The sequence below is a fragment of the Halorubrum sp. AD140 genome, assembly GCF_034497445.1.
Taxonomy (GTDB): Archaea; Halobacteriota; Halobacteria; order Halobacteriales; family Haloferacaceae; genus Halorubrum.
On the sequence record NZ_JAXRUU010000045.1, the window covers coordinates 1 to 25,588 of the forward strand.

At 65.8% G+C, this 25,588-nt stretch carries 34 protein-coding genes and 1 tRNA gene; 5 read left to right on the forward strand and 30 right to left on the reverse strand.

What is annotated here, in order from left to right:
- The first annotated feature begins 262 nt into the window (after positions 1-262).
- On the forward strand, positions 263-1,066 hold the full coding sequence (locus U4E84_RS11575) for a hypothetical protein (RefSeq protein ID WP_322532252.1): 804 nt from the start codon (positions 263-265) through the stop codon (positions 1,064-1,066).
- 300 nt (positions 1,067-1,366) lie between these two features.
- Here the strand turns inward: U4E84_RS11575 and U4E84_RS11580 are convergent, their stop codons facing one another.
- Both U4E84_RS11580 and U4E84_RS11585 read right to left on the reverse strand, forming a co-directional pair.
- Positions 1,367-1,690, reverse strand: coding sequence for a multidrug efflux SMR transporter (locus tag U4E84_RS11580; protein ID WP_322532283.1), 324 nt, complete (start codon positions 1,688-1,690; stop codon positions 1,367-1,369).
- 87 nt (positions 1,691-1,777) lie between these two features.
- On the reverse strand, positions 1,778-4,315 hold the full coding sequence (locus U4E84_RS11585) for an ATP-binding protein (RefSeq protein ID WP_322532253.1): 2,538 nt from the start codon (positions 4,313-4,315) through the stop codon (positions 1,778-1,780).
- 976 nt (positions 4,316-5,291) lie between these two features.
- On the opposite strand from U4E84_RS11585, the gene U4E84_RS11590 reads away from it, so the two are divergent.
- The 3 genes from U4E84_RS11590 to U4E84_RS11600 all read left to right on the forward strand — a co-directional run bounded on the left by U4E84_RS11590 (position 5,292) and on the right by U4E84_RS11600 (position 7,268).
- On the forward strand, positions 5,292-5,489 hold the full coding sequence (locus tag U4E84_RS11590) for a hypothetical protein (RefSeq protein WP_322532254.1): 198 nt from the start codon (positions 5,292-5,294) through the stop codon (positions 5,487-5,489).
- Positions 5,479-5,769, forward strand: coding sequence for a type II toxin-antitoxin system RelE/ParE family toxin (locus U4E84_RS11595; protein WP_322532255.1), 291 nt, complete (start codon positions 5,479-5,481; stop codon positions 5,767-5,769). Before U4E84_RS11590 ends, U4E84_RS11595 begins: the two co-directional genes overlap by 11 nt.
- A gap of 116 nt (positions 5,770-5,885) precedes the next feature.
- Positions 5,886-7,268, forward strand: coding sequence for an ATP-binding protein (locus tag U4E84_RS11600; RefSeq protein WP_322532256.1), 1,383 nt, complete (start codon positions 5,886-5,888; stop codon positions 7,266-7,268).
- Positions 7,269-7,407: 139 nt separating this feature from the next.
- Here the strand turns inward: U4E84_RS11600 and secY are convergent, their stop codons facing one another.
- The 26 genes from secY to U4E84_RS11730 all read right to left on the reverse strand — a co-directional run bounded on the left by secY (position 7,408) and on the right by U4E84_RS11730 (position 23,283).
- Entirely contained in the window at positions 7,408-8,877 is a 1,470-nt protein-coding gene (secY, locus tag U4E84_RS11605) for a preprotein translocase subunit SecY (protein ID WP_322532257.1), read from the reverse strand.
- Between the two features lie 2 nt (positions 8,878-8,879).
- Positions 8,880-9,374, reverse strand: coding sequence for an uL15m family ribosomal protein (locus U4E84_RS11610; protein WP_322532258.1), 495 nt, complete (start codon positions 9,372-9,374; stop codon positions 8,880-8,882).
- Positions 9,371-9,835: a 50S ribosomal protein L30 gene (locus U4E84_RS11615; RefSeq protein WP_322532259.1), complete on the reverse strand. Its 465-nt coding sequence runs from the start codon at positions 9,833-9,835 to the stop codon at positions 9,371-9,373. Before U4E84_RS11615 ends, U4E84_RS11610 begins: the two co-directional genes overlap by 4 nt.
- The gene (locus U4E84_RS11620; protein WP_322532260.1) at positions 9,835-10,482 is read right to left on the reverse strand and encodes a 30S ribosomal protein S5; all 648 of its coding nucleotides are present in this window, start codon (positions 10,480-10,482) and stop codon (positions 9,835-9,837) included. The genes U4E84_RS11615 and U4E84_RS11620 overlap by 1 nt, the downstream gene beginning before the upstream one ends.
- Positions 10,475-11,032: a 50S ribosomal protein L18 gene (locus U4E84_RS11625; protein ID WP_322532261.1), complete on the reverse strand. Its 558-nt coding sequence runs from the start codon at positions 11,030-11,032 to the stop codon at positions 10,475-10,477. Before U4E84_RS11625 ends, U4E84_RS11620 begins: the two co-directional genes overlap by 8 nt.
- A complete protein-coding gene (locus U4E84_RS11630; RefSeq protein ID WP_322532262.1) occupies positions 11,032-11,493 on the reverse strand; it encodes a 50S ribosomal protein L19e in 462 nt (153 codons plus the stop codon). The genes U4E84_RS11625 and U4E84_RS11630 overlap by 1 nt, the downstream gene beginning before the upstream one ends.
- A complete protein-coding gene (locus U4E84_RS11635) occupies positions 11,486-12,199 on the reverse strand; it encodes a 50S ribosomal protein L32e (RefSeq protein WP_322532263.1) in 714 nt (237 codons plus the stop codon). The genes U4E84_RS11630 and U4E84_RS11635 overlap by 8 nt, the downstream gene beginning before the upstream one ends.
- 3 nt (positions 12,200-12,202) lie before the next feature.
- Entirely contained in the window at positions 12,203-12,736 is a 534-nt protein-coding gene (locus U4E84_RS11640) for a 50S ribosomal protein L6 (protein ID WP_322532264.1), read from the reverse strand.
- A gap of 2 nt (positions 12,737-12,738) precedes the next feature.
- Entirely contained in the window at positions 12,739-13,131 is a 393-nt protein-coding gene (locus U4E84_RS11645) for a 30S ribosomal protein S8 (protein ID WP_322532265.1), read from the reverse strand.
- A 2-nt stretch (positions 13,132-13,133) separates the two neighbouring features.
- The gene (locus U4E84_RS11650; RefSeq protein ID WP_004597423.1) at positions 13,134-13,307 is read right to left on the reverse strand and encodes a 30S ribosomal protein S14; all 174 of its coding nucleotides are present in this window, start codon (positions 13,305-13,307) and stop codon (positions 13,134-13,136) included.
- Entirely contained in the window at positions 13,304-13,828 is a 525-nt protein-coding gene (locus U4E84_RS11655) for a 50S ribosomal protein L5 (protein ID WP_322532266.1), read from the reverse strand. The genes U4E84_RS11650 and U4E84_RS11655 overlap by 4 nt, the downstream gene beginning before the upstream one ends.
- Positions 13,821-14,576 (reverse strand): 30S ribosomal protein S4e, encoded by a 756-nt coding sequence (locus U4E84_RS11660; RefSeq protein WP_322532267.1) that lies wholly within the window; start codon positions 14,574-14,576, stop codon positions 13,821-13,823. Before U4E84_RS11660 ends, U4E84_RS11655 begins: the two co-directional genes overlap by 8 nt.
- Entirely contained in the window at positions 14,573-14,929 is a 357-nt protein-coding gene (gene rplX, locus U4E84_RS11665; protein WP_322532268.1) for a 50S ribosomal protein L24, read from the reverse strand. Before rplX ends, U4E84_RS11660 begins: the two co-directional genes overlap by 4 nt.
- A 2-nt stretch (positions 14,930-14,931) precedes the next feature.
- Positions 14,932-15,330, reverse strand: a complete 399-nt coding sequence (locus U4E84_RS11670; protein ID WP_322532269.1) for a 50S ribosomal protein L14 — start codon at positions 15,328-15,330, stop codon at positions 14,932-14,934.
- Positions 15,330-15,674 (reverse strand): 30S ribosomal protein S17, encoded by a 345-nt coding sequence (locus U4E84_RS11675; protein WP_322532270.1) that lies wholly within the window; start codon positions 15,672-15,674, stop codon positions 15,330-15,332. Before U4E84_RS11675 ends, U4E84_RS11670 begins: the two co-directional genes overlap by 1 nt.
- Positions 15,665-16,123: a ribonuclease P protein component 1 gene (locus tag U4E84_RS11680; protein WP_322532271.1), complete on the reverse strand. Its 459-nt coding sequence runs from the start codon at positions 16,121-16,123 to the stop codon at positions 15,665-15,667. Before U4E84_RS11680 ends, U4E84_RS11675 begins: the two co-directional genes overlap by 10 nt.
- A 1-nt stretch (position 16,124) precedes the next feature.
- Positions 16,125-16,337: a 50S ribosomal protein L29 gene (gene rpmC, locus U4E84_RS11685; protein ID WP_123620224.1), complete on the reverse strand. Its 213-nt coding sequence runs from the start codon at positions 16,335-16,337 to the stop codon at positions 16,125-16,127.
- Entirely contained in the window at positions 16,338-17,273 is a 936-nt protein-coding gene (locus tag U4E84_RS11690; protein WP_322532272.1) for a 30S ribosomal protein S3, read from the reverse strand. It abuts the gene before it with no gap.
- Positions 17,273-17,737, reverse strand: coding sequence for a 50S ribosomal protein L22 (locus U4E84_RS11695; protein WP_322532273.1), 465 nt, complete (start codon positions 17,735-17,737; stop codon positions 17,273-17,275). The genes U4E84_RS11690 and U4E84_RS11695 overlap by 1 nt, the downstream gene beginning before the upstream one ends.
- Before the next feature lie 3 nt (positions 17,738-17,740).
- The gene (locus U4E84_RS11700) at positions 17,741-18,166 is read right to left on the reverse strand and encodes a 30S ribosomal protein S19 (protein ID WP_322532274.1); all 426 of its coding nucleotides are present in this window, start codon (positions 18,164-18,166) and stop codon (positions 17,741-17,743) included.
- A complete protein-coding gene (locus U4E84_RS11705; RefSeq protein ID WP_322532275.1) occupies positions 18,163-18,885 on the reverse strand; it encodes a 50S ribosomal protein L2 in 723 nt (240 codons plus the stop codon). The genes U4E84_RS11700 and U4E84_RS11705 overlap by 4 nt, the downstream gene beginning before the upstream one ends.
- A 1-nt stretch (position 18,886) precedes the next feature.
- Positions 18,887-19,141: a 50S ribosomal protein L23 gene (locus U4E84_RS11710; RefSeq protein WP_322532276.1), complete on the reverse strand. Its 255-nt coding sequence runs from the start codon at positions 19,139-19,141 to the stop codon at positions 18,887-18,889.
- Positions 19,138-19,884 (reverse strand): 50S ribosomal protein L4, encoded by a 747-nt coding sequence (gene rpl4p / locus U4E84_RS11715; protein WP_322532277.1) that lies wholly within the window; start codon positions 19,882-19,884, stop codon positions 19,138-19,140. The genes U4E84_RS11710 and rpl4p overlap by 4 nt, the downstream gene beginning before the upstream one ends.
- Positions 19,885-19,887: 3 nt before the next feature.
- Positions 19,888-20,904 carry a 50S ribosomal protein L3 gene (locus U4E84_RS11720; RefSeq protein ID WP_322532278.1) on the reverse strand — a complete coding sequence of 339 codons (1,017 nt, stop codon included), beginning with the start codon at positions 20,902-20,904 and terminating at the stop codon, positions 19,888-19,890.
- 4 nt (positions 20,905-20,908) lie between these two features.
- Positions 20,909-21,775 carry a putative RNA uridine N3 methyltransferase gene (locus U4E84_RS11725; protein ID WP_322532279.1) on the reverse strand — a complete coding sequence of 289 codons (867 nt, stop codon included), beginning with the start codon at positions 21,773-21,775 and terminating at the stop codon, positions 20,909-20,911.
- A gap of 200 nt (positions 21,776-21,975) precedes the next feature.
- Positions 21,976-23,283 carry a PQQ-dependent sugar dehydrogenase gene (locus tag U4E84_RS11730; RefSeq protein WP_322532280.1) on the reverse strand — a complete coding sequence of 436 codons (1,308 nt, stop codon included), beginning with the start codon at positions 23,281-23,283 and terminating at the stop codon, positions 21,976-21,978.
- 105 nt (positions 23,284-23,388) lie between these two features.
- On the opposite strand from U4E84_RS11730, the gene U4E84_RS11735 reads away from it, so the two are divergent.
- Positions 23,389-23,459: transfer RNA gene (locus U4E84_RS11735), tRNA-Gly, on the forward strand.
- A gap of 175 nt (positions 23,460-23,634) precedes the next feature.
- On the opposite strand, the gene gfo6 is transcribed toward U4E84_RS11735, so the two are convergent.
- Both gfo6 and U4E84_RS11745 read right to left on the reverse strand, forming a co-directional pair.
- On the reverse strand, positions 23,635-24,732 hold the full coding sequence (gene gfo6, locus U4E84_RS11740; RefSeq protein WP_322532281.1) for a D-xylose 1-dehydrogenase Gfo6: 1,098 nt from the start codon (positions 24,730-24,732) through the stop codon (positions 23,635-23,637).
- A gap of 73 nt (positions 24,733-24,805) precedes the next feature.
- Positions 24,806-25,333 carry a redoxin domain-containing protein gene (locus U4E84_RS11745; RefSeq protein WP_322532282.1) on the reverse strand — a complete coding sequence of 176 codons (528 nt, stop codon included), beginning with the start codon at positions 25,331-25,333 and terminating at the stop codon, positions 24,806-24,808.
- Positions 25,334-25,588 lie beyond the last annotated feature (255 nt).

Sequence of the window (25,588 nt, forward strand, 5' to 3'; positions counted from 1 at the left end):
CCGGTGCCCTCGCTGGCCCCGTCGCGAGCCTCGGGGACGGAGACGGTGAGACCGCCCTCCTCGATGTCCATGCCTCGGCTTCGCCCATCCGGCACAAAAGGACCGCGCTCCGCCGGTGACCCCCGCGAACGCCTCATCGCCCCTCTCGCGAACGACGCCGCCGCGAAGCGGGACTTTTAGCCCGTCACCACGGATAGGGAGACACACTAATGCACGCGACGCTCAATCGAGACCGCAACGCGGCCGCAGAGGGGGATCGGGGATGGTGAGTCCGGCCCGCGTCGACGCGCTCACCGACTTCGCGTACGGCGCGCTGATCGTCCTGTCGATCGTCCTCATCGCGACGCTGAACGTGAACGACGTCGGCGTCGCGTTCGGGATCGGGGTGTTCGCCTCCTACGTGGTCCACGTCGTCTGGAAGATGGCCCGGTTCGATCCCGACTGGATGACGCGGGAGGTCGCGGACCAGGTCGGCAAGGAGGTGGAGAAGAGCGTCGGCGACACCGTCAACAAGGAGGTCGAGCGGACCGTCGGAGACACCGTCAGCAAGGAGGTCGAAAAGACGGTGGGCGACACCGTCAGCAAGGAGGTGGAGAAGACAGTCGGAGACACCGTCAGCAAGGAGGTCGAAAAGACTGTGGGCGAGACGGTCAACAAGGAGGTCAGCGAGGTCGCCGACGAGGTCAGCAACACCGTCAGCGAGGAGGTGACGGGGAAAGTCGAGGAGACCGTGGGCGAGACGGTAGAGGAGACTGTCGGCGAGACGGTCGAGAAGACGGTCGGTGAGAAAGTCGAGGAGACAGTCGAGAAGACGGTCGGCGAAAAAGTCGAGGAGACGGTCGAGAAGACGGTCGGCGAAAAAGTCGAGGAGACCGTGGAGAAGACGGTCGATGAAACCGTGGAGAAGACGGTGGACGAGAAGGTCGAAGAGACCGTGGAGAAGACGGTCGATGAGACGGTGGACGAGAAAGTTGAGGAGACCGTGGAGAAGACGGTCGACGAGAAGGTCGAAGAGACGGTCAAAAAAGCCACAGACGAGGACGAGACGAAGTCGTCCACCGACTGACCCGCCGACTCCCGTCCGGGTCATCGCGTACTCGACCGCGGAGTTTCGGACGCTCGAAGCCGTCGCGGAACGAGTCGCTCGTCGGCGGAGTAGTCGCGGTCGCGAACAGAGCGGGCGTCGGGGCCAGCGCTACTCGTTGTCGAATATCGGGCGCGAGTTACGGACAACCTCTCAAGATGGTGCCTGAGTTAGGCGAAGTGCTATCGACGTCGACGACGCCACCAACACCGAAGTTCGCTAACGACCGCGTCTGTACCACACTCACTCGTTCCGGACAAGACATCCAACGGGAGTAGCTAGCTAGTGGCCACCGGAAACGCCGTGGAGACCGACGATACCGACGAGGATCACACCGATGAACCCTATTCGAGCAAGGGTTGCGGGTTCATCAAACAGGACAATCCCGAGCGAAGCTGTCCCCACAGCGCCGATACCAGTCCAGACAGCGTACGCGGTGCCGATGGGGAGGTCTTGGGTTGCCCGTGCCAGCAGAACCATACTAATGATGAGGACAACAGCGGTGCCAAGCGTGGGTAACGGTTTTGAGAACCCGTCCGAATATTCGAGTCCGATCGCCCATCCACTCTCGAACACTCCAGCCAGTATCAAAAGGAGCCACGACATCTTCGCGTTCACTTGCTCATACTTCCTACGATTCGTCGATCGGGCGCTGGTGTTGGCTCGCCGTACTGTGGCACGGTTCTCGACTCGCTATCCTACACCGCTCTCAACATCGGTTACTTCGAACCGTGCTCCACCGGAGTTGCTGTTGGTGACGGTGACATCCCAGTCGTGTGCCGCGGCTATTTCTTTGACGATCGCAAGACCGAATCCCGTTCCTTCGGTGGACGTCGAATAGCCGGATTCGAAGATCCGATCGCGCTCGCCTGCGGGGATACCGGTCCCGTCGTCTTCGATGAAGAACCCGTCGTCCAGATCACCGACGGCGATCGTCACGTCCTCGCCGACGTGAACGATACTGTTCCGTATCACGTTCGCAACGAGTTGCCGCAGACGACTCTCATCCGCTTGGAGCTCCCGTTCCGTCCCGACGACGAGCGTGGCGTCCTCCGTCTCGACGGTCTTCCAACAGGACTCAACGAGGTCCGAAAGCACGACCGACTCCGTCTCGTCCACCGGCTCACCGTTCCGGGCGAGTGTCAACACGTCTTCGATCAGCGTTTCGATCCGATCGTGGGCGTTCTCGATGGTTTCTATCTCTTCGCTTTGACACTTCTCTTTCAACAATCCCAATCGTCCCTGAGCCACGTTGAGCGGGTTTCGAAGGTCGTGAGAGAGCGTACTGGTGATCGAATCCAGCCGCTCGTTCTCCCGTTTCAGCGCCACGTCTCGAAAGATGCCGAACATGACTGCCCCATCCGGGAGCGACACCGTGTTGACGCTGAACTCGATGGGGATGGTGTCGCCGTCTGCGGTCACGAGTTCCGGCTGCGAGCCGTCTGACAGTATCTGTACGCTCGTCGGTTCCGCCTTCGCCCGTTTGAAGGCCTTCTGATACAACTCGGCGTGCTCGTCGGGATAGAGTGTCGAGTGGTGGCGCCCGATGAGGTTCTCCTTCGATTCTCCGATCAGTGTTTCGGCAGCACCGTTCGTCTCGACTATTTTACCCGACTCCGCATCCGCGACGAACACCGGATCCGGAGCCGCATCGAGCAGCGTTTCGTACCGTTCTTTGAGCGTAAACACCTCCCGTTCACGCCGATCGCGTTCGGTCACATCCCGACTGACGACGAGGGTCTGGCCAGGGATGATCTTGCTCGCCGCGGAGTATTCGACCGTCCGTTCGACGTCATCCCCGCCGACGAGCGTGATCGTGTCCAGATCCGTTCCTTCCTCGTGAGACTTCTGCCAGAACGCCTCGAAGTCGAAGCCGTCCGGGAAGAAGCGTGTGAGTGGTTGTCCGAGCAACGCCCGATCGTCCATGCCGTAGATCTGGCTCGCTTTCGGATTCGCATCGATGATTCGAGCGTCGTCGTTGACGATGACCATCGCGTCGTTTGCCCCTTTGAACGCAGCCAGGTACTGATCGCTGGCTTGCAGGTGATTCGTCAGTTTCCCTTCGACGTTTGCTGTCCACTCTCGCGGGACGGATATCGTCATCGTCGTCCCCTCGTCGGTGCTCGTCGCGTCAACCGACCCGCCGTGACTGGAGACGATCCAGTGGGTCAGCCAAAGTCCGAGTCCGCTCCCGTGAACCAACGTCGTCTCATTACCCGTTTTCAGTACCTCGGCTTCCGCCTCGTCCAGCCCTGGACCGTCGTCCACGATCCGAATCTCGACGGCGTTCGACACGGAGGCGACCGAAACGCTGACTGACGGGGAATCGCCACCGTGCTTGGCGGCGTTGTGGATCAGTTCGTGAACTCCTCGCTCGAAACTCGGTAGCAGATCCGCGACGACCTCCTCGTGCGTCGATTCGAGGGAGATAGAGGCGTCGGGATACTCCCGTTGGATCGACTCGATGCTCTCCTCGACGATCGACGTGACCTCCGTGGAACTGCGTTCGTGGTTGGCATTGGCGAACCGTTCCAACTCCCTGGCCTTCTCGCTCAACGCGAGGAGATCGTCGATGGTCGAAAGCGAGGTCTCCCCGTACTCGGACCCACCCAACTGGTCGCTCATGAGTTGGGTGTGCCCCCGAACGACGGTCATGTCGTTTTTGAGGTTGTGTCGAAGCACCCGGTTCAACACGTTGGCGAGGTTGTACTGTCGCGTGAGCGCGACTTCGTGTTGCTCGCGTTCGAGTTCGCGTTCCAGCATCCGGGCCATCAGCTCGACGAACAGTGTTTCGTCGTTTGTGAACGGCTCTCGTGGCTCTCGGGACACGAAGCAGATCGTCCCGTAGGGCTCGTGATCGACGACGAGTCGTGTCCCGTGATAGCAGTACAGTCCGTGTTCCTCGAAGGCAGGATCGCTGCTCCACTTCTGTTCGGATGCGTTCCATAGGGCTATCGGCGACTCGGTCTCGATTGTCCGGCGACAGTACGTTTTCTCAAGATCGAGTTTCAATCCCGCCGGAAACTGTCCGCCTGTCTTGTCAGAACTGACGAGCGTTTCCCAGTGGTTCGTCTCCTGATCGACTCGTGTCAGGTGTCCGTTTTCAACGCCGAGATGTCGCTTACCGAGGGCGAGCGCTTCCCGTGCTTTCTGTTCGAAGGACGTCTCTCGTCGGATGATTTCGTACAGCTTCTCTCTGGCCTCAGGGATCGTCGCTGTCGCACCCTTCATCGTCTTCTCATCTCCTGATCAGTTTGTCGAGAGCCGTCTGGTGTGCCTTGGAGACTGGATCGCACTGTAGTAGCTACACGAGTGGATGCTGGTGTACTATCCCCCACGGAGGATGTAGCTTGAGGAGGTTCTTTCATCGGCCTCTTTTGACCGTATGGGTTCCAGACGCTTAGTGTAGGCACATGGTGTATAAACATAGTCAAATAGTATGTAAGCAGGTAATACCCGTTTGAGTCGAGTATAGAGAGTGTCGATGAGATATTATATGGCCGTTAGGATTTCCCGATAAGATATGCTTCCATCCGGGAAATCCGTTGCCAGTCGGATCACTCACCTCCAATGGACTGGCGGCATAGCGCTTTTGAGCCAGCGACACGGCTTATTTGACCAAGCGGAAGAGTAGGTTAGTCACATTTCGGCTCTTTCGCTTCTCTTTCACCTTCAGAGCGACGCTATCTCGCCGCCTTCTGCGGATTCAACAGAGTAGTTGAGCTGACATTGTGCCAGCTTTCGACAGTATCGTCGGCAGTTCTGAGAAGAAGCGGAGAATTCCTTCTCCGGTGATGAACTCGACGATCACTTTCAGTACGTCGAGTTACTCGTGGATGCGTCAGAGCAAGGACCCGAGGTGTCTCCAGTAGTTCCTGACGAACCGGAGGTCTTGTTCAACCATGACTCCGACATCTCTCGAATCTCAGCCGAGAGAGTGAGCAATTTAAAACAGTGATTTGGGAACTCGAAGCACAGCGGGAATAGGACGTGAAACAACTCTGTACTCGGGTGGGTGTTCCTCCCCCGCAACGCTTTTATTGTAAAGGTTGTAAGGATTGAACACGAAGCTCGAAAAATGGCGGTCGAGTGGCACCGGCCGTCAGAGAAAGAGTTCATCCCTCTCCCCGAATAACAGGTTCACCGGATAATGGGTTCACGCCTGCTAAAACGGGGAGAACGTCGTGAACACAGATACACACCCGCCATGTCACGAGCAAACAAGCGAATTCCCGTCACCGAAGACCGATGGCGCGAACTAAACGAACTCAAACGAGCGGGACAGACCTACGACGAGCTCCTGAAGGAGCTTATTCAGGAGCAGAACCGGCGTCAGCTCGCGGAACGCGCACGCCGCGTGGAAGAAGCCGACGAGGAGGAGCTGACGCCACTCGATGAGCTATAGCATCCTTCTTTCCGAGGAAGCGCAGGAATACTACCGGAGCCTCGACGACAAGAGCCAGCGGATCGTCAAGCAGAACCTTCAGCTAGAGGCGGAGCCGTACCCGAAACCGGGTGCCGGCTCGGGCGACCGTGAGAAGCTTGTGGTCGAAGGCGAGGAGATGTACCGTCTCCATATCGGGCGGACCCACACCGCCTTCTACAAAATCCGCGAGGACAAGGAGCAGGTGAGAATCGTCGAGGTCCCCTCTATCGACGAAGCTCACGACCGGTACGGTTTCTGAACATATTTTGAAACACGTCGCCCATTTACAGAATTCGCAAATAGACTATTTTGAAATAGCCTATTTCGAAATAGGCTATTCAGAATTATTATTGTCCGCCAAGATAGAGTAGGAACATGGAACACTTCGTGAACCGGGAAGACGAACTCTCTCGGTTACATGGATGCTACGAATCCGACGACGCCGAGATGGTCGTTATATTCGGTCGGCGACGCCTCGGGAAGACACAGCTCGTCCAGCACTCGCTCTCCGACTGCGACGACGCAGTCGTCTATCAAGCCACGGAGACCACCTCCCAGATACAACTCGACGAATTCGTCGATGCTGCCTCCGAACCATTCCCGGGGATCACCCAGATCAAACAGAACTGGGAGGCGTTGCTCGGATATCTGGGAGATCAGGACGCGATCGTGGTTCTCGACGAGTTCCCCTACCTTATCGACGCCGACGAGAGCCTCCCTTCAGTCATTCAGCGACTGTGGGACCAGCGGCTCCAGAACACCTCGGGAACGTTCATCCTGGTCGGGTCGTCGATCAGCATGATGGAGGAGGCGACGCTCCTCGGGAATAGCCCACTGTACGGACGTTTCACGGAACGACTCGATCTCCGTCCCCTCGATTTCGCTGCTGCGCAGGAGTTCGTGCCGGACGAGTATTCGCCCGAAGAACGGATATTCACGTGGGGGATCTTCGGTGGCGTTCCGTACTATCTCGATGGCGTCGATCTCGGACGGGACCTCGGAACGGTTCTCACCGAGGAAGTCCTCTCCCAGAAGGGATACCTCCATAACGAACCGGAGTACGTGCTCCGCACCGAACTCACGGACCCGAACCGATACTTTGCGATCCTCACCGCTATCGCTGCTGGAAAGACGACGTCGAACGAGATCGCTCAAGCGATAGGAATCGATGGGAAGCAGATATCGACGTACACACAGAAGCTGGAGCGTCTGCGGCTCATCGAGCGAGAAGTCCCGATCACCGAAGAGAAGGCGAAGTCACGCCGGGGGCGCTATCGAATTCTCGATCCCCTGTTCCGGTTCTGGTTCCGGTTCGTCTACGGCAAGGAAGATCGATACGAACGACTCGGGGAGAACGCGTACGACGCGGTTATCGAACCGGAACTCCCGAAGTTCGTGAGTCACGAATTCGAGAGACTGTGCCAGGACGCGCTCCCGAGCCTCTACCCAAATGAGACGTTCCTGGATCTCGGACGATGGTGGTACAAGGAGCACGAGGTTGACGTCGTCGGCTTCACCACGGACGGGACGATCGTCGTAGGTGAATGTAAGTTCACGAACGCACCGCTTGACTACGGGGCTCTTGCTTCCCTCGAAGACCATGCCGCCGAAATCCGCTGGACGCCGGACACCGGTGATAGAAACACAACGTACGCGTTATTCTCCCGGAGCGGTGTAACACAGTCCGTTCAGGAAGCTGTGTCCGAGCGCGATGACGTACGACTGTTTGACCTCAGAGATGTCACGAGACACGCGTAGGGCGCGATCAACGGCCTAGAAGGCGAAAGGGACTCGATAGCCGCTGCTCAGCATCGAACTAATCGGGGATTGGTTGAGCAGTTTCGATAAAAACGGCGTAAGAACGTCCAAAACGTGCGGTTACGTTCTAGAACTGTTCTTACTCATTCCCAAACATCTGGCGCATCATCGGGTGCATCTCCATCAGCTGCTCTTCGGCGATCTCCTCGTACAGCTTGTACGTGATCGAGACCGCGAGCAGCAGTCCGGTTCCGGAGACCTGTCCGATGGTGCCGAGCAGGTTCGCCATCACGGCGAGGAACCCGACGAGGGCGCCCCCGATGACGGTCACCTGCGGGATGTACCGCTCCATCACCTTCTCGACGACCTGCGGGTTGCGCCGGAAGCCGGGGATCTGCATCCCGGAGTTCTGGATCTGCTTCGCGGTCGCCTCCGGACCCATCCCGGTCGTCTCGACCCAGAAGATGGCGAAGATCGCCCCGCCGACGATCATAAAGGTGAGGTCGATCGCGAGCCGCACCGCGATCATCCACGGCTCGCCGGTCGCCTCGCCGCGGAACCACATCCACTGCTCGGGCTGCTGGATGGGATTCAGGTAGTAGAACAGCCCGGACGTAGGCTGTCCCTGGTCGCTGTACTGTCCGAGCCACGCCGGCATCGCCGCCCACTGCGAGGAGAGGAGCTGCCCGACGAACTGGATGTTCGCCTGCAGCGCCCGGACGAGGATCATCGGCAGGACGGACGCGTAGATGAGCTTCACCGGGAAGCGGCCGCGCGCGCCCTTCACGCGGGCGTGCGACAGCGGGATCTCGACGCGGACCGACTCCGCGTACACGACGATCCCGAAGATGAACACCGTCGTGAACAGCGCTAGGACGTTCCCCGGCTCGAACAGCAGCGACTCGAGGCCGGCGGACGTGAACGGCGATCCGAGCTGGGTGCCGCCCGTCGCGATCGAGTACCAGTTGGCGAAGAACCCGGACGCGCCGAGCGCGGAGAAGCTGAAGAAGCCCCCCACGATCTGCTGGCTCACCGCCGCGATGATGAACAGCCCGACGCCGGAGCCGACGCCCCACTTGCTCACGATCTCGTCCATGAACAGAAGGAGGACGCCGCCGATGAAGATCTGCACGAAGATCAGCGCCTCGACGCCGGCCGTCCCGATCCCGAGCGCTTGGCCGACCGCCGGGTCGGCGGGCAGGAACTCGCCGGTGAACACCATCGGCGCCGCCGTCAGCGCCGTGACGACGATCACCAGCAGCTTCTGGAGGCCCTGGTAGAGGACCTGGTCTCGCGGGTCGTCGGTGTCGAGACCGAGCAGGTTCGCACCGCCCAGCAGCTGCAGGACGATGGACGCCGTGACGATCGGCCCGATGCCGACCTGTAACAGCGAGCCGGACTCGCCGGCGAGCACCGACCGGAACTGCCCGAAGAAGTCGGACCCTTGCGTCGCCGCCAACCCGAACGGGTTGATGTTCGTCAGGAAGAAGTAGACGATCAGGATGCCTGCCGTCCACGTGAGCTTCCGTTTGAACGGAACGTGACCCGTCGGTCGCTCCACGACGGGCATCCGCGAGAGCACCGGTTCGGCGGCCTCCTTCCAGCTCATGATTACGCCTCGTCAGCCTCGTCGTCTGAAGTGCTTTCTGATTCGGCAGCGGCCTCGGCGCGCTCCGAGAGCGTCGCCTCGCCGCCCGCCTCCTCGATGAGCTCCACCGCGCCGGCGGTGAACGCGTCGGCCGTCACGCGGAGCTCGCGGCGGACCTGTCCCCCGCCGAGCACCTTCACGACGTCCGCGTCGTGGCCGTCGTCGACGACGTCGCGCGCGTCGACCACGTACGCGTCGCCGTCCTCCTCGGCGAGACCGTCCGCGGCGTACAGCGCCGCGTCCTCGTCGAGCTTCTGGACCTTGACCTCGAGGACCTCCGTCTTGGCGTGCTCGGGACGCGTGAAGCCGTACTTCCCGAGCGGCTCGTAGTTGTGGAACTCGTGTTTCGAGCGACCGGCCGCACCCCGGCCGCCGCGGTGGCCGGCGCCGCGCCGGTTCTTGTGCGTTCCGCCGCCGTGCGTTCGTGATCCGCGCTGTCGACGTTTCTTGCTCGTCATCGCATCGCCTCCAGGAGATCGTCGATCTCCTCGGTCGTGTGTCTCCCGAGCTCGCCGCCCTCGATCACGGGGTGTTTGATGCCCTCGTGACCGCCGCGGGGCGCGTGGAGCCGCAGCGTCGGGGAGAGCCCCTGCTCGCGCAGGGTCGTCTCTTCCGCGACGAGCGCCTCGGCCAGCGCCTCCAGGTCGGCGTAGTCGGTGTTGTCGTCGATCCACTCGTCGTCGATGTCGGCCGAGCCCTCGAGGGGCTCGCCGCGCCGCGCGACGGTTCGCGCGACGGCCTCGACGCTCGGTTCCCCGAACGCGACGACGTCGTTCACCTTGCTGATCATGCCGCGGTACGAGTCCGTCTCGGGGACGAACGTCGCGTGGTTGACGCGCCCGACGTTCAGCATGTCGAGCGTGTCCTCGACGCCGTACTCGAGGTTGACGTCGCCGCGGAGCTGTACGATCGCCTGCATCACTCGCTCACCTCGTCGTAGTGGACCTCACGCGCGTGTTGCGGAGTGCGGGACTGCGCCGCGTTCTCCAGCGCGTTGAACGTCGCCTTCGCGAGGTTCACGGTCGTGCGGGTGTTGCCGTCGGAGCTCGTCCAGGCGTCCTCGACGCCGGCGAGCTCCAAGATATTCCGGACCGTCTCCGCGGCCGCGAGACCCAGTCCCTGCGGAGCGGGCTTGATCTCGACGGTGACGGAGCCGGCCTTCCCGGTCGCCGTCCGGGTCAGGGAGTTCGTGCCGCCGGGCTGGTCCTCCCAGGAGCCGGAGCCGCGGTCCACCTTGATGATGTTCAGCTTCGCGACGTCGATCGCCTTCTGGATCGCGCCGCCGACCTGGTCGTCTCGCGCCTGCGCGTAGCCGAGGTAGCCGTCGCGGTTCCCCACGGCGACCACGCAGCGGAACTTCACGCGGCGGCCGGAGTCGGTCATGCGCTGGACCATGTTGATGTCCAGCACCTCGTCTTCCAGCCCCGGGAGGAGCTGGTCGACGATCTCGGCCTCCTTCAGCGGGAGGCCGGAGTCGAGCGCCTGTTCCATCGACGAGATGTCGCCGTCCTGTACCTTGCGGCCGAGTCGCGTCCGCGGTTCCCAGCCGTCGTTGTGTCTACTCATGGTCCTCCTGGATTGTCGCGAGCACGTCGTCGAAGTGCTCGGGTACGTCGGCCGCGTCGAAATCGCCGCTGTACAGCGGCTCGTCGAGCTGCTCGGCGTACGCGGCGATGTGCTCGCCGCGCGTGCGCGACCAGTCGGCCAGCACGTCGTCGTTGTGCGGGATCTCGAGGCCGGCGTCGATCGCTCCTTCCTGTACTGCGAACGTCTTGTTGCCTGGCGTCGCCGTGTTGAGCCCGATGTCGAGCACGGCCTCGTCGAGGCCGGCGTCGACGGCGCGGGCGCCCGCGAGGTACCCCGTGAGGTACGCGCTGGGAAGGTTGCCCGTGGGGGCGTCCCAGCCGTACTCCGCGAGGTCCTCGCTGGAGGCGGCCGCGTGGGTCTCGTCGCCGTCGGGTCCGGGAGTCACCAGCTGCGCCCTGACGTGAGCGTTGCTCGCCCGGGCGACCAGGCGAGGCTTGCCCGATTTCAGCAGGCGCAACCTCTGATGGTAGTCCGTCCGGACCTCGCGGCGGCGCCGCATCGGCACCTTGTATCGTGGTCCTGTCGCCATTAGTCCGTCACCTCGTAACCGTACTGCGTCCGGATGTACGCCTCCAGTCGCGCGACGTCCTCGAACTCGCCGCCGCTCGCCTTGTTGTAGAGCGTGCGGTACTCGCTGGCGTCGAGGACGTCCTCGTCGTCGCGGAGCTCCTTCAGGCGGGCGCGCTGCGCGCGGATCCGCGCCTTCCAGTCGTCCTTCGTGTTCTGCCGCGCGCCGGCCTTCCCCTTCCGGGTGCCGGCGCCGGACTTGTGTCCGTACGAGCGCTTCGCGGCGCGCTCGCGGGCCCGACCGCGGGAGTTCGTCTTCGCGTCCTTCGCGCGGATGGTGCCCTGCTCGATGAGCTCGCGGACGTCCTCTCGGGTGATGGCGTCCTCGATCTCCTCCTGTGCCTCGGGGTCGAGCCAGACGCGGCCCTTGCCGACGTCCAGCTCGTCCGCCGCGAGCCGCTTCTGTGCGTTCAGGTCACTCATCGTCGTCGACCTCCACTTCGACGTAGGTCGGGTTCAGCACGCGGATCTCGCGCTCCTCCGCCTCGTCTTCGATCAGTTCGCGCTTGCGACCGCCGACCTTCGAGGCGATCCGCACCGCCTGCGTGTCGCCGTCGACGCCCTCGAGGTCGTCCGCGTTGTGCACGCGGACCTCCTCGAAGCCGCTCGGGTGCAGGTCGCGGGCGGACTTCGGCGAACGGAACCCCGCCTCGACGACGGGGCCCTTCGCCTTCATCCGACGGCGCTGCTTGGAGAGCCCGCCGCGCGGCTTGCGCCACGACGTCGGGATCCGCTTCTTCTTGTGGTAGTCCTGCCGGTTGAACTGCGGTTTCCCCTCGCGGTGCTTCTGTGCGAGCGCGCGAGCGGTCCCGTCGTCCAGGTCCGGCGTCTTGTCGGCGTGTCCGCGGGGGCGAAGCTCCGTCTCGACGTCCTCGTCGGCGTCGGCCTCGTCGGTCTCCGCCTCCTCGTCCGTCTCGTCTTCGATCTCCGCGTCCGCCTCCTCGTCGACCTCCAGCCCGCCGACGTCGGCTTTGATGCGCGCTGCGAGCGCGTTTCCGACGCCCTCGACCTCGGAGAGCTCCGACTGGGAGGCGGCCTTCACGTCCTCGACCGTCTCGTAGCCGGCCTCGCGAAGGGCGTCCGCCTTCGAGGGACCGACACCGCTGATGTCTTCCAGTTCGTCTGCCATTGGTTAGGCACCTCCGGTGGGCTTCTCGACGATGTACACGCCGTCCTGGAAGACGCGCGTGTCCTTGTCGGTCACCTTCGTCAGCTGTTCGATGTCGGCGGCGGTCTGCCCGACGGCCTCCTTGTCGGAGCCCGAAAGCGTGACCGTCTCGCCGTCGACCTGTACGTCCGTGTCCCCGCGGATCGGGGTGCGTCGCTGTGCTCGCTCGCCGAGGAAGTTCTCGATGACGACCTCGTCGCCCTCCACGGACACCTGCATCGGGAAGTGGGCGTAGTACACTTCCATCGTGTACTCCCATCCGTCGGTGACGCCGTGGATCATGTTGGCGACGTGGCTCTCGAAGGTGCCGACCGTGGCGTTGGTCTTCGCGTCCTCGTTCTCGGCGGCGATCGCGACGACACCGTCCTCGACCGTGACCTCGACGTCGGGGTACCAGAGGCGTCGCGTGACGCTCCCGTTGGGACCCTCGACGGTGAGTTCGAGGTGGTCGGTCTCGGCGGAGACGTCGTCCGGAATCTCGATTTCGACTCTGTTCATTGTTAGTAGACGTATGCGATCACTTGGCCGCCGATGCCCTGATCGCGGGCCTCGTAGTGGCTCATGACGCCGTGGCTCGTCGTGACGATGAGCGTCCCGTAGTCACGGGCGGGGAGGTATCGCTTCTCCCACTTCTCGAACTCGTCCGCGCCCGCGGAGTAGCGGGGCTTGACGGCGCCACACTCGTTGATCGCGCCTTTCAGTTCGACCTCGAACGTCCCGGCCTTCCCGTCGTCGACGTACTCGAAGCCGTCGACGTACCCGCGGTCGTAGAGGACCTCGAGGACGGAGCCGATGATGTTCGAAGCGGGCTCTACCGTGTACGACAGGTGGCCAACGCTCTCGGCGTTGTCCATGCCGGCGAGCGCGTTGGTGAATGGATCGTTTCCCGTCATGATCAGCTGTACTTCTCGAATCCCATGTCTCGGGCGACCTCGCGGAAACACTGTCGGCAGAGGTTGATGTCGTACTTGCCGACAAGCCCCTGCTCGCGGTCGCACCGCCGGCAGGTGTGCCGGGAGTCGGTGCGCTTCGCCGCGTGTTCGCCCGTGTCGTTGTTCGCTTCGCTCATTCCGTTACCTCTACGTCGAAGTTGGTCTCGAGGAACGCGGCCGCGTCCTCGGCGGTCATCCGGTGTTTCGCGGGGATCGAGGCGGTCGCCTTGTCCCGCTTCGACACGCGGTAGCCGGGCCGGACGATCGTCGTCGTCACGTCGAGCCCGTAGATCCCGATGTTCGGGTCGTACTCCTGGCTCGGGAAGTCGGTGTGGTCCTCGACCCCGAAGCTCAGGTTCCCGGTGTCGTCGAACTGGCTCGCGGAGACGTCGACGAGTTCGAGCGCGGTCGCGAGGAACTCGTGTGCGTCCTCGCCCCGCAACGTCACCTTGACGCCGATCGGGTCACCCTTGCGGATCCCGAACTCGGCGATGGTGCGCTTCGAGGTGGTCCGGACCGACTGCTGGCCCGTGATCGCCTCGATGATCTCCTCGGCGTCGGCGAGGGGTTCACCGCCCTGCCCGACGCCCATGTGGACGACGACCTTCTCGAGGTACGGCTCGCGCATCTCGTGAGCGGCGCTCTCGGCTTCACTCATCCGAATCACCCGCCTCCTCGGCGTCGTCGTCGACGTCGTCGGCAGCGGCGTCGTCGCCGCCGGTGAAGTTCTCGTCGATGACGACGAGGTACTCCTCGACCGTCTCGTAGCCGTCTTCGTCGTCGGCGACGTACACGGTGTTCGAGCCGGAGCCGAGCGTCACGTCGATGTCGTCGACCTCGCCGATCCGGCCGGCGTGCTGGCCGGCGACGGCGGTGACGAGCGCGCCCTCTTCGTACTCGAAGTGAGCGACGACCTCCTTGGACTCGTTGTCGACGACGATCGAGTCTTTGGTGTCGTACGGCGCGTCGACATCGACGCGGACGTTCGTCCCGTCGTGGAGCGTCAGCTGGACGCTCCCGCCGGCGACGACGGTCTTGTTCGTGATCTTCCCGAGCCGGCTCCCGGCGGCGTCCCCGTCGACGGGGGTCAGCGCGAGCCGACCGCCCTCGTCGGGGAAGACGCGGAAGAACTCCTCGCGCTCGGGGAACGCCAGGATGTCGAACATCCCGATCGGACGCTGCTCGTCCGAGACCGCGTCCCCGTTGACGAGGACCGAGTCGTTGTTCAGCGCGTAGCGCGCCTCCTTCGTCGAGTCGACGTACCCGAGCACGTCCCGCAGCAGGACGACGAGCGGAACGCCCGCCTCACCGTGCGGGCCGGCGCCGGCCTTGACGGTGAACGTGTGGGTCTTTCGCTCGACCGGCCAGGAGTTCGGTACTGCCAGTCGCTTCTGATGTCGCGTCATTCGTTGTCCTCCTGGAGCCGCGCCTCCCGGCGCTCGTCTTCCAGGTCGAGCTCGGTCACCCGGACGTTGCTCGCCGGGATGGGGCGGGGAACCTCCTCCCCGTCCGCCTTCTCGACGGTGACGTCCTCGACGGTGATCCGCTCTGCGGACAGGTCGACCGAGATGACCTCGGCCTCCGTGCCGGCCGCGTCGCCGCGGAGCACCTCGACGGTGTCTCCCGCGTTGACGCGGACGTTCCGCTGCCCGTACTCCTCGCGGAGTTCGGCTGTGAGCGTGGCTCGGACCTGGTTCTGCCGCTCGTGGAGCGGCGCGGTCTCCGACCGTTTTCGCTGTTTGCGTGGCTGTTTCGTCATAGTTAGACGATCATCGTCGCGGTCGAGGCGATGCTGCCGTACCGTTCGGCGACCTCGCGGGCGACGGGGCCTTTGATCTCCGTGCCCCGCGGCTCGTCGAGGTCGTCGATGATGACGGCCGCGTTGTCCTCGAACTTCACGCGCGTGCCGCTCGGACGCCGGATCGGCTTGCGCTGGCGGACGACGACCGCCTCCAGCACCTGCCGCCGCATCTCCGGGGTCCCTTTGGTGACCGAGACGGTCACCTTGTCGCCGATACCTGCCTTCGGGTGGCGGTTCTTCGTGCCGGAGTAGCCCGCCACGGAGATCACCTTCAGCTCGCGGGCGCCGGTGTTGTCGGCGCACGTGATGAGCGAGCCCTTCGAGAGCCCCTGCGTGACGTCGGCCTTGAGGGCCTCCATCACCGATCACCCGACAGGTTCTCGACGACGACGTGGGACTTCGTCTTCGAGAGCGGTCGCGTCTCCGCGATCTTCACTTCGTCACCGACTTCGAGCGAGTCGAGCACGCCCGGCACGTGAGCCGGGATGCGCGAGCGACGCTTCATGTACCGGTCGTATTTCGGTACGAACACGTCGTATTCTCGCTCGACGATGACGGTCTTTTCCATGTCCGTCGACACGACCGTTCCCTCGCGGGTCTGGCCGCGGACGGAGAGCTGCCCGTAGAACGGGCACTTCTCGTAGTCGTAATCCTCCGGGTTGTCTGGCTCCGGAGGCGTGGGTACGTCGATTCCTATCGCCATTGTGTGACACCTCGTTCGGTGCGTTCGGCGGGCCGATACCGCAACCGATCGCCATCCACCGTTACGTAGACCACGTCTTTGCACTCGCCGCGTCGGCTCGCCGGACCCGCGTCGTCACCGGTGACGGCGCTTGTGGACCCGGACGGGCCAGACTGACGGGGGCGGACCCCCGTAGTATCCGACCCGAGTTGGGACGTGGACCCCGACGACTGGCCGTCGTCGGCGGCTTCATCTGTGCGAGCGGTCGGCGTCTCGACGACGCCGAACTCGAACGTCGTGCCCGACTTGGGCACGCGCTTGTCTCCCGACCCCGTCCGGACCACGAGGGTGCCGAACGTCTCGGACAGCACGCGGCCGGCGATGCCCACGTGGGCGTCGCTGGCGGCGTCGACCACCCGAACCGGGAGGCCGACGAGTTCGTGCCGTACGAGGGTGTCGGGAGCGATCATCTTACTCGTCGTCGAAGTCGCCTTCTTCCGCCTGGATCGTCTTGATCCGCGCGATCGTCTTCTTCAGCTCGTTCACGCGGCCGGGGCTCTCCGGCATGCCGCCGGCGGCGCGCTGCGCCTTCGAGTTGAGCAGCTCCGTCTCGAGCTCCTCGAGCTCGACCTGCCGCTCGGCCGCCGTCATGTCGCGGATCTCGTCCGTGTAGAGGATCGCCATTTATTCGTCCTCCTCCTCGTCGTCCGCGGCTTCCATCTCCGCCACGAGGTCGGCCGCCTCGGACTCGATCTCCTCGTCGAGCTCGTCGAGTTCGTCGGCGTCGGGGTCCGTCTCGTCGACGGGCTCCTCGGCAACGACGTCGCTCGACTCCGCGGCGTCCTGGGTCTCCTCGACGACCTCCTCGACGATCTCCTCGTCGATGACGTCGGCGGGGTCCTCGTCGGGTACCTGCACGTCGTCGTCGGCGCCGACGTCCGGCACCTCCTCGGGCTCCTCGTCGAGGAGCGCCTCGACGCCCTCGTCGCCGCCCGCGACCGCCTGGTCGACCTCCGGCACCTCGGCGTCCGCGCGGACGTCGAAGTCGTCCGGGAGCTTCGCGCCCGGCGGGATGATCTTCACGTTGACGCCGATCGTCCCGAGCTTCATCACCGCGACGCCCTTCCCGTGGTCGACGACCTCCTCCGCGGGTTCGCCGTTGTGCTTGATGTAGCCGCGGTTGAACTTCTCGACGCGCGAGCGCGCGCCGGTGACCTTCCCGCTCAGGACGATCTCGGCGCCCAGCGCGCCGGCGTCCATGATCCGGTCGATCGTCGTGTGGCCGGCCTTCCGGAAGTACCAGCCGCGCTCCAAGGCGTTCGCGAGGCGGTCCGCGACGATCTGGGCGTTCAGGTCGGGCTCGTCGACCTCCTGAACGTCGATCTGCGGGTCGTCCATGTCGAAGCGGTCCTCGAGCTCGGTGGTGATCTTGCGGATGTTCTTCCCGCCCTTCCCGATCACCATGCCGGGCTTTTCGGCCTTCAGGACGATCTGCGTGCCCATCGGCGTCTTGGCGACGTCCATGCCGCCGTAGCCGGCTCGGCCGAGCTCGTCCGCGAAGAACTCGTTGATCTGTGAACGGCGCAGGCCGTCCTCGATGAATTGGTGTTCGTCAGCCATTATTCGTCGGCCTCCGGGTCTTCGATGATGAGTTCGACGTCGGCGAGCGTGGTGTTCCACTGGGTGGCGCCCGCGGCTCGCGGGTTCCGCCCGGGTCGCTCACCGACCTTGTGGGGGGCGACGTGTTTGATGATCATCTCGTCGCCGTCGAACCCCTGTTCGGTCGCGTTGTTCTTGACGTTCTCCAGGAGCTTGAGGAAGTCCTTCGCGGCCTTCTCGGGGTAGCGGCCCGCGTCCCAGCCGTCGATGTCGGAGCGGTGGCCCGCGCCGGCGCTGTGCTGGCGCATCGGCACCGAACGCTCCTTGTCGATGACGGCCTGGAGGAACTCCTCGGCGTCGGCGACGGTCTCGCCTTTGATCTCCCGAGAGATCTCCTTGCTGTCCTTCACGCTGATGGGCCGGTCGCGGAGCATCCCCTTGGCGGTGGTCTCCGGGTCGGCCTCGACGCTGTAGTTGATTCCCATGGGTTACTTGAGGGGCACGAACTTCGAGGACCGGGTCGCGCCGATGCCGGCCTGACCGTGTTCGACGGTGCTTCGCGTGAGGTGGAACTCACCCAGGTAGTGTCCGATCATCTGGGGTTCGACCTGCACGCGTTCGAAGCTGTGTCCGTTGTACACGGCGAAGGTGACGCCGACGAACTCCGGCAGGATCGGCATGTCGCGCAGATGCGTCCGGATCGGGTCGTCCGCCGTCGTCTCCTTGTCGCGGCTCCGGACCGTCTCCAACAGCTTCTGCTGTTCGGTGCCCAGACCGCGAACGATGCTTCGCCGCTGGCGTGCGGGGAGCAGTTCCGCGACTTCTTCGACGTCCATCTCCTGCAGCTCGTCGAGCGAGTGACCGCGGTAGGCGAACTCCTTGCCCTCGCGGCCGGTTCGGTAGTTGGAACTCATTTGTCGCCACCTCGTCCGGTGCGCTTGGATGCGATGTCACCGACCTTTCGTCCCGGCGGGGCGTCCCGCGAGACCGACTTCGGCTGGCCGGGGTGTTGGCGACCGCCCCCGCCGAAGGGGTGGTCGACGGCGTTCATCGCGACGCCGCGCACGCGCGGGTACTTGGTCCCGCGCGCTCTCATCTTGTGGTACTTGTTACCGGCCTTGACGAAGGGCTTCTCCGTCCGGCCGCCGCCCGCGACCACGCCGATCGTGGCGCGGCACTGCGGGTCGAGCCGCTTCACTTCCCCGCTGGGGAGCTGGACGACCGCGACGTCGCGGTCGTGGGTGAGAAGCGTCGCCGACACGCCGGAGGCGCGCGCGAACTTCCCGCCGTCCCCGCGGTTGCTCTCGACGTTACAGACCGGAACGCCCTCGGGGATCTCGGCCAGCGGGAGCGTGTTCCCGGGCTTGATCTCCGCGCTGACGCCGACCTGGATCGTCTCGCCCACGCGCACGCCCTCCGGCGCGAGCACGAGCCGACGGTCGTCGTCCTCGAACTCGACTTCCGCGAGCGGCGCCGAGCGGGCCGGGTCGTGTTCGATCCCGACGATCTCGCCGGTGACCGTGTCCACGTCTTCGAGCTTCTTGTGCGACAGCTCCGCCTTGTAGCGGTGGGACGGGGCCCGGAACGTCGGGCCGCCGCGTCCACGCCGCTGTCCTTGAATTCGTCGTCCCATGTCAGAACACCCCGATGCGCGAGGCGATTTCGGTCGCGTCGTCGTCCGCGGAGAGCGTGACCGTCGCCTTCTTCTTGCCCTTCGAGGTCACCTGCGTGTTCACGTCGGTGACGGTGACGTCGTAGCGGTCCTGGATCTCCTCGCGGATCTCGGGCTTCGTCGCGTCGACGTCGACGAGGAACAGCAGCTTGTTCTTGAAGTCCATCTCGTTCATCGCCTGCTCGGTGACGAGCGGGTGCTCGATGATGGAGTTCATCGGTCTGCCACCTCCTCGACGGCGCTCTCGGTCCACAGCGTGAGTCGCCCCGGGTGCGCGCCCGGCGCGAGGTCCTCCGCGTTGACCTCGCCCGCGGTCGCGACGTCGACGCCCGCGAGGTTGCGGGCGGCGCGGGACGGCTCCTCGCTGGTGACGACGAGCACGGACTTCGGCTGGCGGTACTTTCGCCCGCGGGTCTTCCCGCGGCCGGCTCGCACCGAACGCCCCTCCTCGGCGCGCTCGACGTCGGCGTCGACGCCGAGCGCCTCCAGCACGCCCAGGGCCTCCTGGGTCTTCTGCAGGTCCTCGAACTCGTCGCTCACGACGAGCGGGAGGTCGAGGTCCTCGTCGAACGCGTGGCCGCGTTCGGCGACGAGCTCGGCGTCAGCGGTGGCCGCGACGGCCGACTGGATCGCGAGCTGTCGTTCCTTGTCGTTCAGTTTCTTGGTCTGGTCCTTCTCGGCCTTCGGCGGGTGCGCGCGGCGGCCCGAGACGGCACTCGGGACGCGGCGGGCGACGTTCTCGGAGCGCGGGATGTGTGCGAGCCCGCGTCCGGAGCCGAACGACTCCGCGGGGGTTCGCATCCCGGCGAACTCGTCGGCACCGTAGGCCTGCTTCCGGTTGGCCTGTGCGGCGGAGACCGCCCGACCGATGAGGTCCGGTCGGAACGCGGTCTCGAAGATCGCCGGCAGCTCGACGCTGCCCGCGTCCCCGCCGTCCAGGTCGTGTACTGTTGCGTTCATGGATTATCCCTGGTTGGATGCGGTGGATACGTACCGGACCTCGGGGTCGAGGCGCGGCTGGTCGTTCGGCCGGATGGCCGGGCGGAACCGAAGCAGGCGCTGGTCCGGCCCCGGCAGCGAGCCCTTGATGAGCGCGTACTCGCCGTCGACCTCGCCGTAGTTGACGAAGCCGCCGTCGACGCTGGCGTCGTCGCCCTCGCCGAAGTCGATGAGGCGCTTGTTGAGCTCGGTGCGCTGGTGGTAGCCGGTCTGCCCCTGCTGGGGGACGGTGGAGCGCACGCGGGAGGGGTTCCACGGACCGAGGTTGCCGATCCGGCGCCGCCATCCCTGGCGGGCGTGTTTGCCCTTCCGCTTCTGGACGCCCCAGCGCTTGACGGGACCCTGCGTCCCCTTCCCCTTCGTGATGCCCGAGACGTCGGTGTACTGGCCGGCGCGGAAGACGTCGCCGAACTCGTGGGCGCCGCCCTCCTCGATCAGGTCGAGCCCGAAGTCGACGCGCTCCTCGAGGGAGCCGCCGCCGACTCGGGTCTCCATGACGTCGGGCTTCTTCTTGGGGATGTTCGCGAGCTCCGAGGGGACGGTGTGGGTGATGACGCGGACGTCGTCGACGACGTCGTCGTCGAGCAGCGCTCGCAGCTCCTCGGCGTCCTCCTCGAAGGTGTCCTCCGCCGGGAGGTCGAGCGCGCGGTCGAGCTCCTCGTGGAACTCGGTCGCCCAGACCTCTTCGATCGGCTTCTTACCGTACGGCGTCTGTTCGTAGGCGCGCAGGGCCACCGCGTACATCGGCGGCGTCTCGACGACCGTGACGGGGACGGACTCTTCCATCCCCTCACGCGGCGAGTTGGCCTCGTCGTTGACCATCACGACGTGCGTCATACCGGCCTTGTAGCCGGCGAACCCCTGCAGCGCGGGCGCTCCGTCGTCGTCTGGCCACGATCGAATGCGCGGGACCTCGCGGTCTGCGCGGGTGCGCGGGCCGTAGCCCAGCGAGCCTTTTCGTGGTCGGCTTGGTTGTGGCATGTGTTTACTCCGTGAGTGTGAGCGAGCCGAGAGTCACGAACAGAGCCTCCTCCGTTCGGACGACCTCGCTCGCCTGTGCCGGGATCGTATTGAGCCAGAGGTCGAACCCCGGATCGGGTTCGACCGGACGGCCGTCGGCGACGGCCGCCCGAATGTCGTCGGGCGAGAGCCCGAGCATCTCCGGAAGCCCCCGCTCGGGCGCGCCGAAGGCGACGGTGTATCCGCCGGCCTTCCGCGCGTCCGAGACGATGCCGCCGAGCCGCGAGACGGAGAGTTCCTCCCCGTGTCGCGACGTCGCGACGGCCAGCCCGTCGCCGGCGAGCGCTTCCGACAGGTCCGCTTCCACGACCTGGAACCCCTCCTCGGGCTTCCCGGTGATGCGGGCGCGGACCGGTTCTCTCGAAGAGACCCTGATGGTGACGCGCTCCCCCTGCTCGACCTCCATTCCGGAGGGAACGAGCAGGGAGATCGGGTGTTCCCGCAGCGGGGAATTGACCCGGACGCGGCCTTCAGGTCCGACCTCGGTCACGAGTCCCTGTGTTTTCGACTCTCCCCCGCTAGGGGTCGAGCCGGTCCGCCACGGCACGCGGAGCGGCGGGAGCACGCCGACGTACCGGAGCTCGTCGCGCTCCCCCCAGAGGTCCTTTCGGAGCTCCGGAGGGGTCGCGGCGTACCCCAGCACGGTCCGCACGTACTCGCCGCCCCGTCGCCGCTCGCCTTCCCCGTCGGGGAAGACGACCAGTCGATCCGCCCGGAACACCGCCGCCGCACGGGCGACGTAGCCGAGTTTGCGAGTCGCCTCGCGGCCGTCCTCGGCCTCCCGGACGACCGAAGACGGGACACAGATCGTGAGTCCGTCTTCGGTACGCATCGTGGCGAGACTGTACCCCCCGATTTCAGACGGCGGCGTAAAAGGATAGCGGTCCCGTTTTCGGGCTGTGGCGCGTTCACACGGGGTCTAGCGGGCGTTTCTCCCTCGACGGTCGAGATAACCGATCGCACGGTTCGAGACCGCGGTCGGATCGGACCGCGCATCGGACCGGGCCGCGATCGGCTTGAGCTGCGATCGGATCAGGCCGGAACGATCCGCACGACCGGCGCGTCCGCGGCGTCGACGGCGACGTAGAGGTGGCCCGTGGCCAGCTCGACAGCGAGCGCGCGGACCCGCCAGCCCCGGTCGGCCAGCAACGGGTCGCGTTCGGTCACGGTCGCGTCGTCGATCCCCGCCCCGTCCACGGTGAATCGACCGAGGTACTCGGCCGCGAGCGTGCCGGCGAAGAGGTCTCCCCGCCACTCGGGGAACGCGTCGCCGTCGTAGAAGACGGCGCCGCTCGGCGGGAAGCCGCCGGAGCCGCACGGCCAGTAGTGGACCGGCGCAACGACGTCGTCCCGCTCGTCGTGAGCCGGCGCGACGGGGTCGTCGGTCCCGTATTGACACGCCTCGCTGGCGATCGGCCACCCGTAGTTGCCGCCGCGCTCGATCACGTTTATCTCGTCGCCGTCCTCCTCTCCGTGCTCGCACTGCCAGATCGCTCCCGTCTCGGGACGCACCGCCATCGCCTGCGGGTTGCGGTGGCCGTAGCTGTACAGCGCGTCCGCCCCGTCTGCGTCGTCGACGAACGGGTTGTCCGGGTGCGGGTCGCCGTCGGGCGTCAGCCGGAGGGTCGACCCGAGTTCGTTCGAGCGGTCCTGCGAGACGTGGTCAGCGTCGAAGTCGGTGTCGCGCCGGTCGCCGACCGTGACGAACAGGGCGCCGTCGGGGCCGAACGTCGCTCGCGAGCCGAAGTGCTGGTCCGAGTCGACGAACGGCCCCGCGGCGCGGAGCGCCTCGAAGCCGTCGAGCGCGTGCGCCCCGCCCCCGTCGCCGAGCGAGAGCCGTCCGCTGCCAACGTGCGTCGCCGATTCGCCGGCGTCGTTCGTCGCGGCGTAGGTGAGGTACACGCGCGCGTCGTCCGGGAACTCGGGGTGTACCGCGACGTCGAGCAGTCCGCCCTGTCCCTCCGCGTGCACCTCGGGCGCGCCCGCGACTTCCTCCACCGCTCCGTCCGCGGGGTCGACGAGCGAGAGCCGGCCGGGGCGCTCCGTCACGAGGAGCCTGCCGTCGTCCGGGAGGAACGCGAGCCCCCACGGGTGCTCGAACTCCTCCGCGACGCGCTCCACCTCGTACTCGACGTCGTCGCCGCCGTCGGGGCCCTCGGAGTCGCCCCCGCCACCGCCCGAGCCGTCGTCGTCGTCTCCGTCGCTCCCGTCCTCCCGGTCGGACTCGTCTCCGTCGTCGGACCCGCCGCCGAGACACCCGGCGAGGGTCGGGAGAGAGGCGAGGCCGGCGGTCGTGCGGAGGACGGTGCGTCTGTCGGCGCGGTCGGGGAGGCGGGTCATCGTTCGGGTACGGATCCGTGAGAGCGCGGCACCGATGACCCTTCCGCCGCCCGTCGGTCGGAACCCTTATATCTCCGACCCGGGCTACGATCGAACGCGAAGCCCGCACCGGTAGTGTAGTGGTATCACGCAACCTTGCCATGGTTGCAACCCGAGTTCAAATCTCGGCCGGTGCACTCCCTCCGGTCGTGCACCGCCCTGACTCCACGCTCGCTTCACTCGCGTGGAGTCTCGGCCGGTGCATTTCTCCTTGATCGGTAGCGAGGGTGAGCGCTGCGGTTGCGGTATGGCTGAGGCGTTGGCACCTCGAGCAGTGACGCGACCCGGGACCACCGACTGGCCCGCGCCGGATCACTCGCCGCCGTCGAGCGCGACCGGCCGACCGGTCTCGGCGGACTCGTATATCCCGTCGAGCGCGCGTGCGTCGACGAGCGCGTGGTCGCCGTCCGGGTGGAACGGCTCGTCCGCCGAGAGCTGGTGGCCGAAGTAGGCGAACTCCTCTTCCATCTGGTGGACCTGGTCGACGTCGACGTCGACGCGGGCGCCGTCGCGGACGACGGCGAACCCGCGGTCCTCCCGCCCGTAGAAGGCCGGGTCCAGGATCAGCCTGGCGTCCGTCCCCGTCACCTCCAGCCGGCTCGCGTGCTGGGCGTTCTGGCTCACCGTACAGAGGGCGTCGACGCCGTCCGGGAACTCCAGCCGGAACGTCGCGTGCTCGTCGACGCCGTCGAACGCCCCGTGCTCCGAGCGGATCCGCCCCGACACCCGGACCGGATCGGCGCCGAGCACGAACCGAGTGGTGTTGATCGGGTACACGCCGAGGTCCATGAGCGCGCAGCCGCCGGACAGTTCGGGGTCGAGCCGCCACTGGTCGGCGTCGCCGTCGATCTCGCCGAGCATCGTCTGCGACATCGTCGCGTGGACGTGGACCACCTCGCCGGCGACGCCCGCGTCGAGGAGCTCGCGGAGCCGACGGACCGCGGGGTCGGTCTGCATCCGGTAGCCCACCATCAGGGGAACGCCGGCGTCCCGACACGCGGCCACCAGACCGCGGGCCCGCTCGAGGGTCGCTTCGAGGGGCTTCTCGCAGAGGACCGCCTTCCCCTGCTCCGCCGCCGCCCGGACGTACTCCGAGTGGGTCGCGTTGGGCGTCGCGACGTACACCGCGTCGTACGCGTCCGCGGCTGCGCCCGACCGGAACTCCTCGGGGGTGACGCCGGTCAGGTCGCGCTCGGCGGCGACCGTCTCGACCGCGTCGGCGTCGACGTCCGTGACGACGGTCGCCTCGGTGTACGCCGAGCGCGCGATGCCGGGCAGCGCCCAGTCGCGTGCGAACCAGCCGAGGCCGACGACCGCGACGCGGACCGGGTCGGTGACGGCGCCCGGGTCGAGCGTCTCCCAGTCGCGGCGCGTGAACTCGTCGAGGTACTCCGCGAAGTCGGCTTCCATACCGGAGGATCGGCGCCGGGACGTGAAATAATCCCGGCGACGCGAGCGCGTCCGACGACGACGAGAGCAGCGCCTACCACGGCCCGTCGTAGTTCACCCGCGGCCGGTCGACGTCGACGCCGATCTCGCCGAGCGCCGCGGTCGCGTTCTGGACGGGCGAGGGACTGGGGCGGTCGAGCGCGTCCGTCGCCGCCTCCGCGAACCGGACGGTCCAGTCCCCGCCGATCACGACCGTCGCCCGACGCGGGATCCGCGAGTGTCCCTCCCACGACTCCGCGATCAGGTCGTACGCGTCGGCGACGCCGCCGTGGAAGTCGGACACGACGGGGAACGGAAGGCCGAACCGGTCGGCGTACGCGAACCCCGCGTACAGCGAGTCGCCGGTGAGCGCGACGACGGCGAGGTCGTCGCGGCCGTGCCAGCCCGCGTCTCGCACCGCGGCGAACTCGGCCGTGCACGTGGGGACGAAGTTCGCGGGCGCGAAACAGAGCGCGACGGCCTCGTGGGCGTCGATGAGCCGGAACAGCTCCAACTCCCCGGCCGTCCCGCCGGTGACCGCGGGAGCGATGAAGTCGGGAGCTTTGACGCCGACGTCTATCACAGACGACACCTGCGTGCGCGACGAACAAAATACCCCCTCCGACCGATCGCCGTCGGACTCGACGCGACACGCGTCCGAGACGAGGCGATTAGCTGCCGCCGTGGCTCCTGAGAGCACTGTTCACGACCGAAGGGCTATACGTGTGGCCGGCCGAAGGGAGGCGTGATAGGTCCCGACGCCGCGACCGCGCTCGCCCTCGTCGAGGGCTACGGCGCCGTCGCGGTCTTCGCCGTGTTCGCGCTCGAGGGCGCGCTC

Bases quoted from the DNA above. Each gene is read 5' to 3' on its own strand.
- U4E84_RS11575 (WP_322532252.1), top strand. From the start codon at position 263: ATGGTGAGTCCGGCCCGCGTCGACGCGCTCACCGACTTCGCGTACGGC.
- U4E84_RS11580 (WP_322532283.1), bottom strand. From the start codon at position 1,690: ATGTCGTGGCTCCTTTTGATACTGGCTGGAGTGTTCGAGAGTGGATGG.
- U4E84_RS11585 (WP_322532253.1), bottom strand. From the start codon at position 4,315: ATGAAGGGTGCGACAGCGACGATCCCTGAGGCCAGAGAGAAGCTGTAC.
- U4E84_RS11590 (WP_322532254.1), top strand. From the start codon at position 5,292: ATGTCACGAGCAAACAAGCGAATTCCCGTCACCGAAGACCGATGGCGC.
- U4E84_RS11595 (WP_322532255.1), top strand. From the start codon at position 5,479: ATGAGCTATAGCATCCTTCTTTCCGAGGAAGCGCAGGAATACTACCGG.
- U4E84_RS11600 (WP_322532256.1), top strand. From the start codon at position 5,886: ATGGAACACTTCGTGAACCGGGAAGACGAACTCTCTCGGTTACATGGA.
- secY (WP_322532257.1), bottom strand. From the start codon at position 8,877: ATGAGCTGGAAGGAGGCCGCCGAACCGGTGCTCTCGCGGATGCCCGTC.
- U4E84_RS11610 (WP_322532258.1), bottom strand. From the start codon at position 9,374: ATGACGAGCAAGAAACGTCGACAGCGCGGATCACGAACGCACGGCGGC.
- U4E84_RS11615 (WP_322532259.1), bottom strand. From the start codon at position 9,835: ATGCAGGCGATCGTACAGCTCCGCGGCGACGTCAACCTCGAGTACGGC.
- U4E84_RS11620 (WP_322532260.1), bottom strand. From the start codon at position 10,482: ATGAGTAGACACAACGACGGCTGGGAACCGCGGACGCGACTCGGCCGC.
- U4E84_RS11625 (WP_322532261.1), bottom strand. From the start codon at position 11,032: ATGGCGACAGGACCACGATACAAGGTGCCGATGCGGCGCCGCCGCGAG.
- U4E84_RS11630 (WP_322532262.1), bottom strand. From the start codon at position 11,493: ATGAGTGACCTGAACGCACAGAAGCGGCTCGCGGCGGACGAGCTGGAC.
- U4E84_RS11635 (WP_322532263.1), bottom strand. From the start codon at position 12,199: ATGGCAGACGAACTGGAAGACATCAGCGGTGTCGGTCCCTCGAAGGCG.
- U4E84_RS11640 (WP_322532264.1), bottom strand. From the start codon at position 12,736: ATGAACAGAGTCGAAATCGAGATTCCGGACGACGTCTCCGCCGAGACC.
- U4E84_RS11645 (WP_322532265.1), bottom strand. From the start codon at position 13,131: ATGACGGGAAACGATCCATTCACCAACGCGCTCGCCGGCATGGACAAC.
- U4E84_RS11650 (WP_004597423.1), bottom strand. From the start codon at position 13,307: ATGAGCGAAGCGAACAACGACACGGGCGAACACGCGGCGAAGCGCACC.
- U4E84_RS11655 (WP_322532266.1), bottom strand. From the start codon at position 13,828: ATGAGTGAAGCCGAGAGCGCCGCTCACGAGATGCGCGAGCCGTACCTC.
- U4E84_RS11660 (WP_322532267.1), bottom strand. From the start codon at position 14,576: ATGACGCGACATCAGAAGCGACTGGCAGTACCGAACTCCTGGCCGGTC.
- rplX (WP_322532268.1), bottom strand. From the start codon at position 14,929: ATGACGAAACAGCCACGCAAACAGCGAAAACGGTCGGAGACCGCGCCG.
- U4E84_RS11670 (WP_322532269.1), bottom strand. From the start codon at position 15,330: ATGGAGGCCCTCAAGGCCGACGTCACGCAGGGGCTCTCGAAGGGCTCG.
- U4E84_RS11675 (WP_322532270.1), bottom strand. From the start codon at position 15,674: ATGGCGATAGGAATCGACGTACCCACGCCTCCGGAGCCAGACAACCCG.
- U4E84_RS11680 (WP_322532271.1), bottom strand. From the start codon at position 16,123: ATGATCGCTCCCGACACCCTCGTACGGCACGAACTCGTCGGCCTCCCG.
- rpmC (WP_123620224.1), bottom strand. From the start codon at position 16,337: ATGGCGATCCTCTACACGGACGAGATCCGCGACATGACGGCGGCCGAG.
- U4E84_RS11690 (WP_322532272.1), bottom strand. From the start codon at position 17,273: ATGGCTGACGAACACCAATTCATCGAGGACGGCCTGCGCCGTTCACAG.
- U4E84_RS11695 (WP_322532273.1), bottom strand. From the start codon at position 17,737: ATGGGAATCAACTACAGCGTCGAGGCCGACCCGGAGACCACCGCCAAG.
- U4E84_RS11700 (WP_322532274.1), bottom strand. From the start codon at position 18,166: ATGAGTTCCAACTACCGAACCGGCCGCGAGGGCAAGGAGTTCGCCTAC.
- U4E84_RS11705 (WP_322532275.1), bottom strand. From the start codon at position 18,885: ATGGGACGACGAATTCAAGGACAGCGGCGTGGACGCGGCGGCCCGACG.
- U4E84_RS11710 (WP_322532276.1), bottom strand. From the start codon at position 19,141: ATGAACTCCATCATCGAGCACCCGCTCGTCACCGAGCAGGCGATGAAC.
- rpl4p (WP_322532277.1), bottom strand. From the start codon at position 19,884: ATGAACGCAACAGTACACGACCTGGACGGCGGGGACGCGGGCAGCGTC.
- U4E84_RS11720 (WP_322532278.1), bottom strand. From the start codon at position 20,904: ATGCCACAACCAAGCCGACCACGAAAAGGCTCGCTGGGCTACGGCCCG.
- U4E84_RS11725 (WP_322532279.1), bottom strand. From the start codon at position 21,775: ATGCGTACCGAAGACGGACTCACGATCTGTGTCCCGTCTTCGGTCGTC.
- U4E84_RS11730 (WP_322532280.1), bottom strand. From the start codon at position 23,283: ATGACCCGCCTCCCCGACCGCGCCGACAGACGCACCGTCCTCCGCACG.
- gfo6 (WP_322532281.1), bottom strand. From the start codon at position 24,732: ATGGAAGCCGACTTCGCGGAGTACCTCGACGAGTTCACGCGCCGCGAC.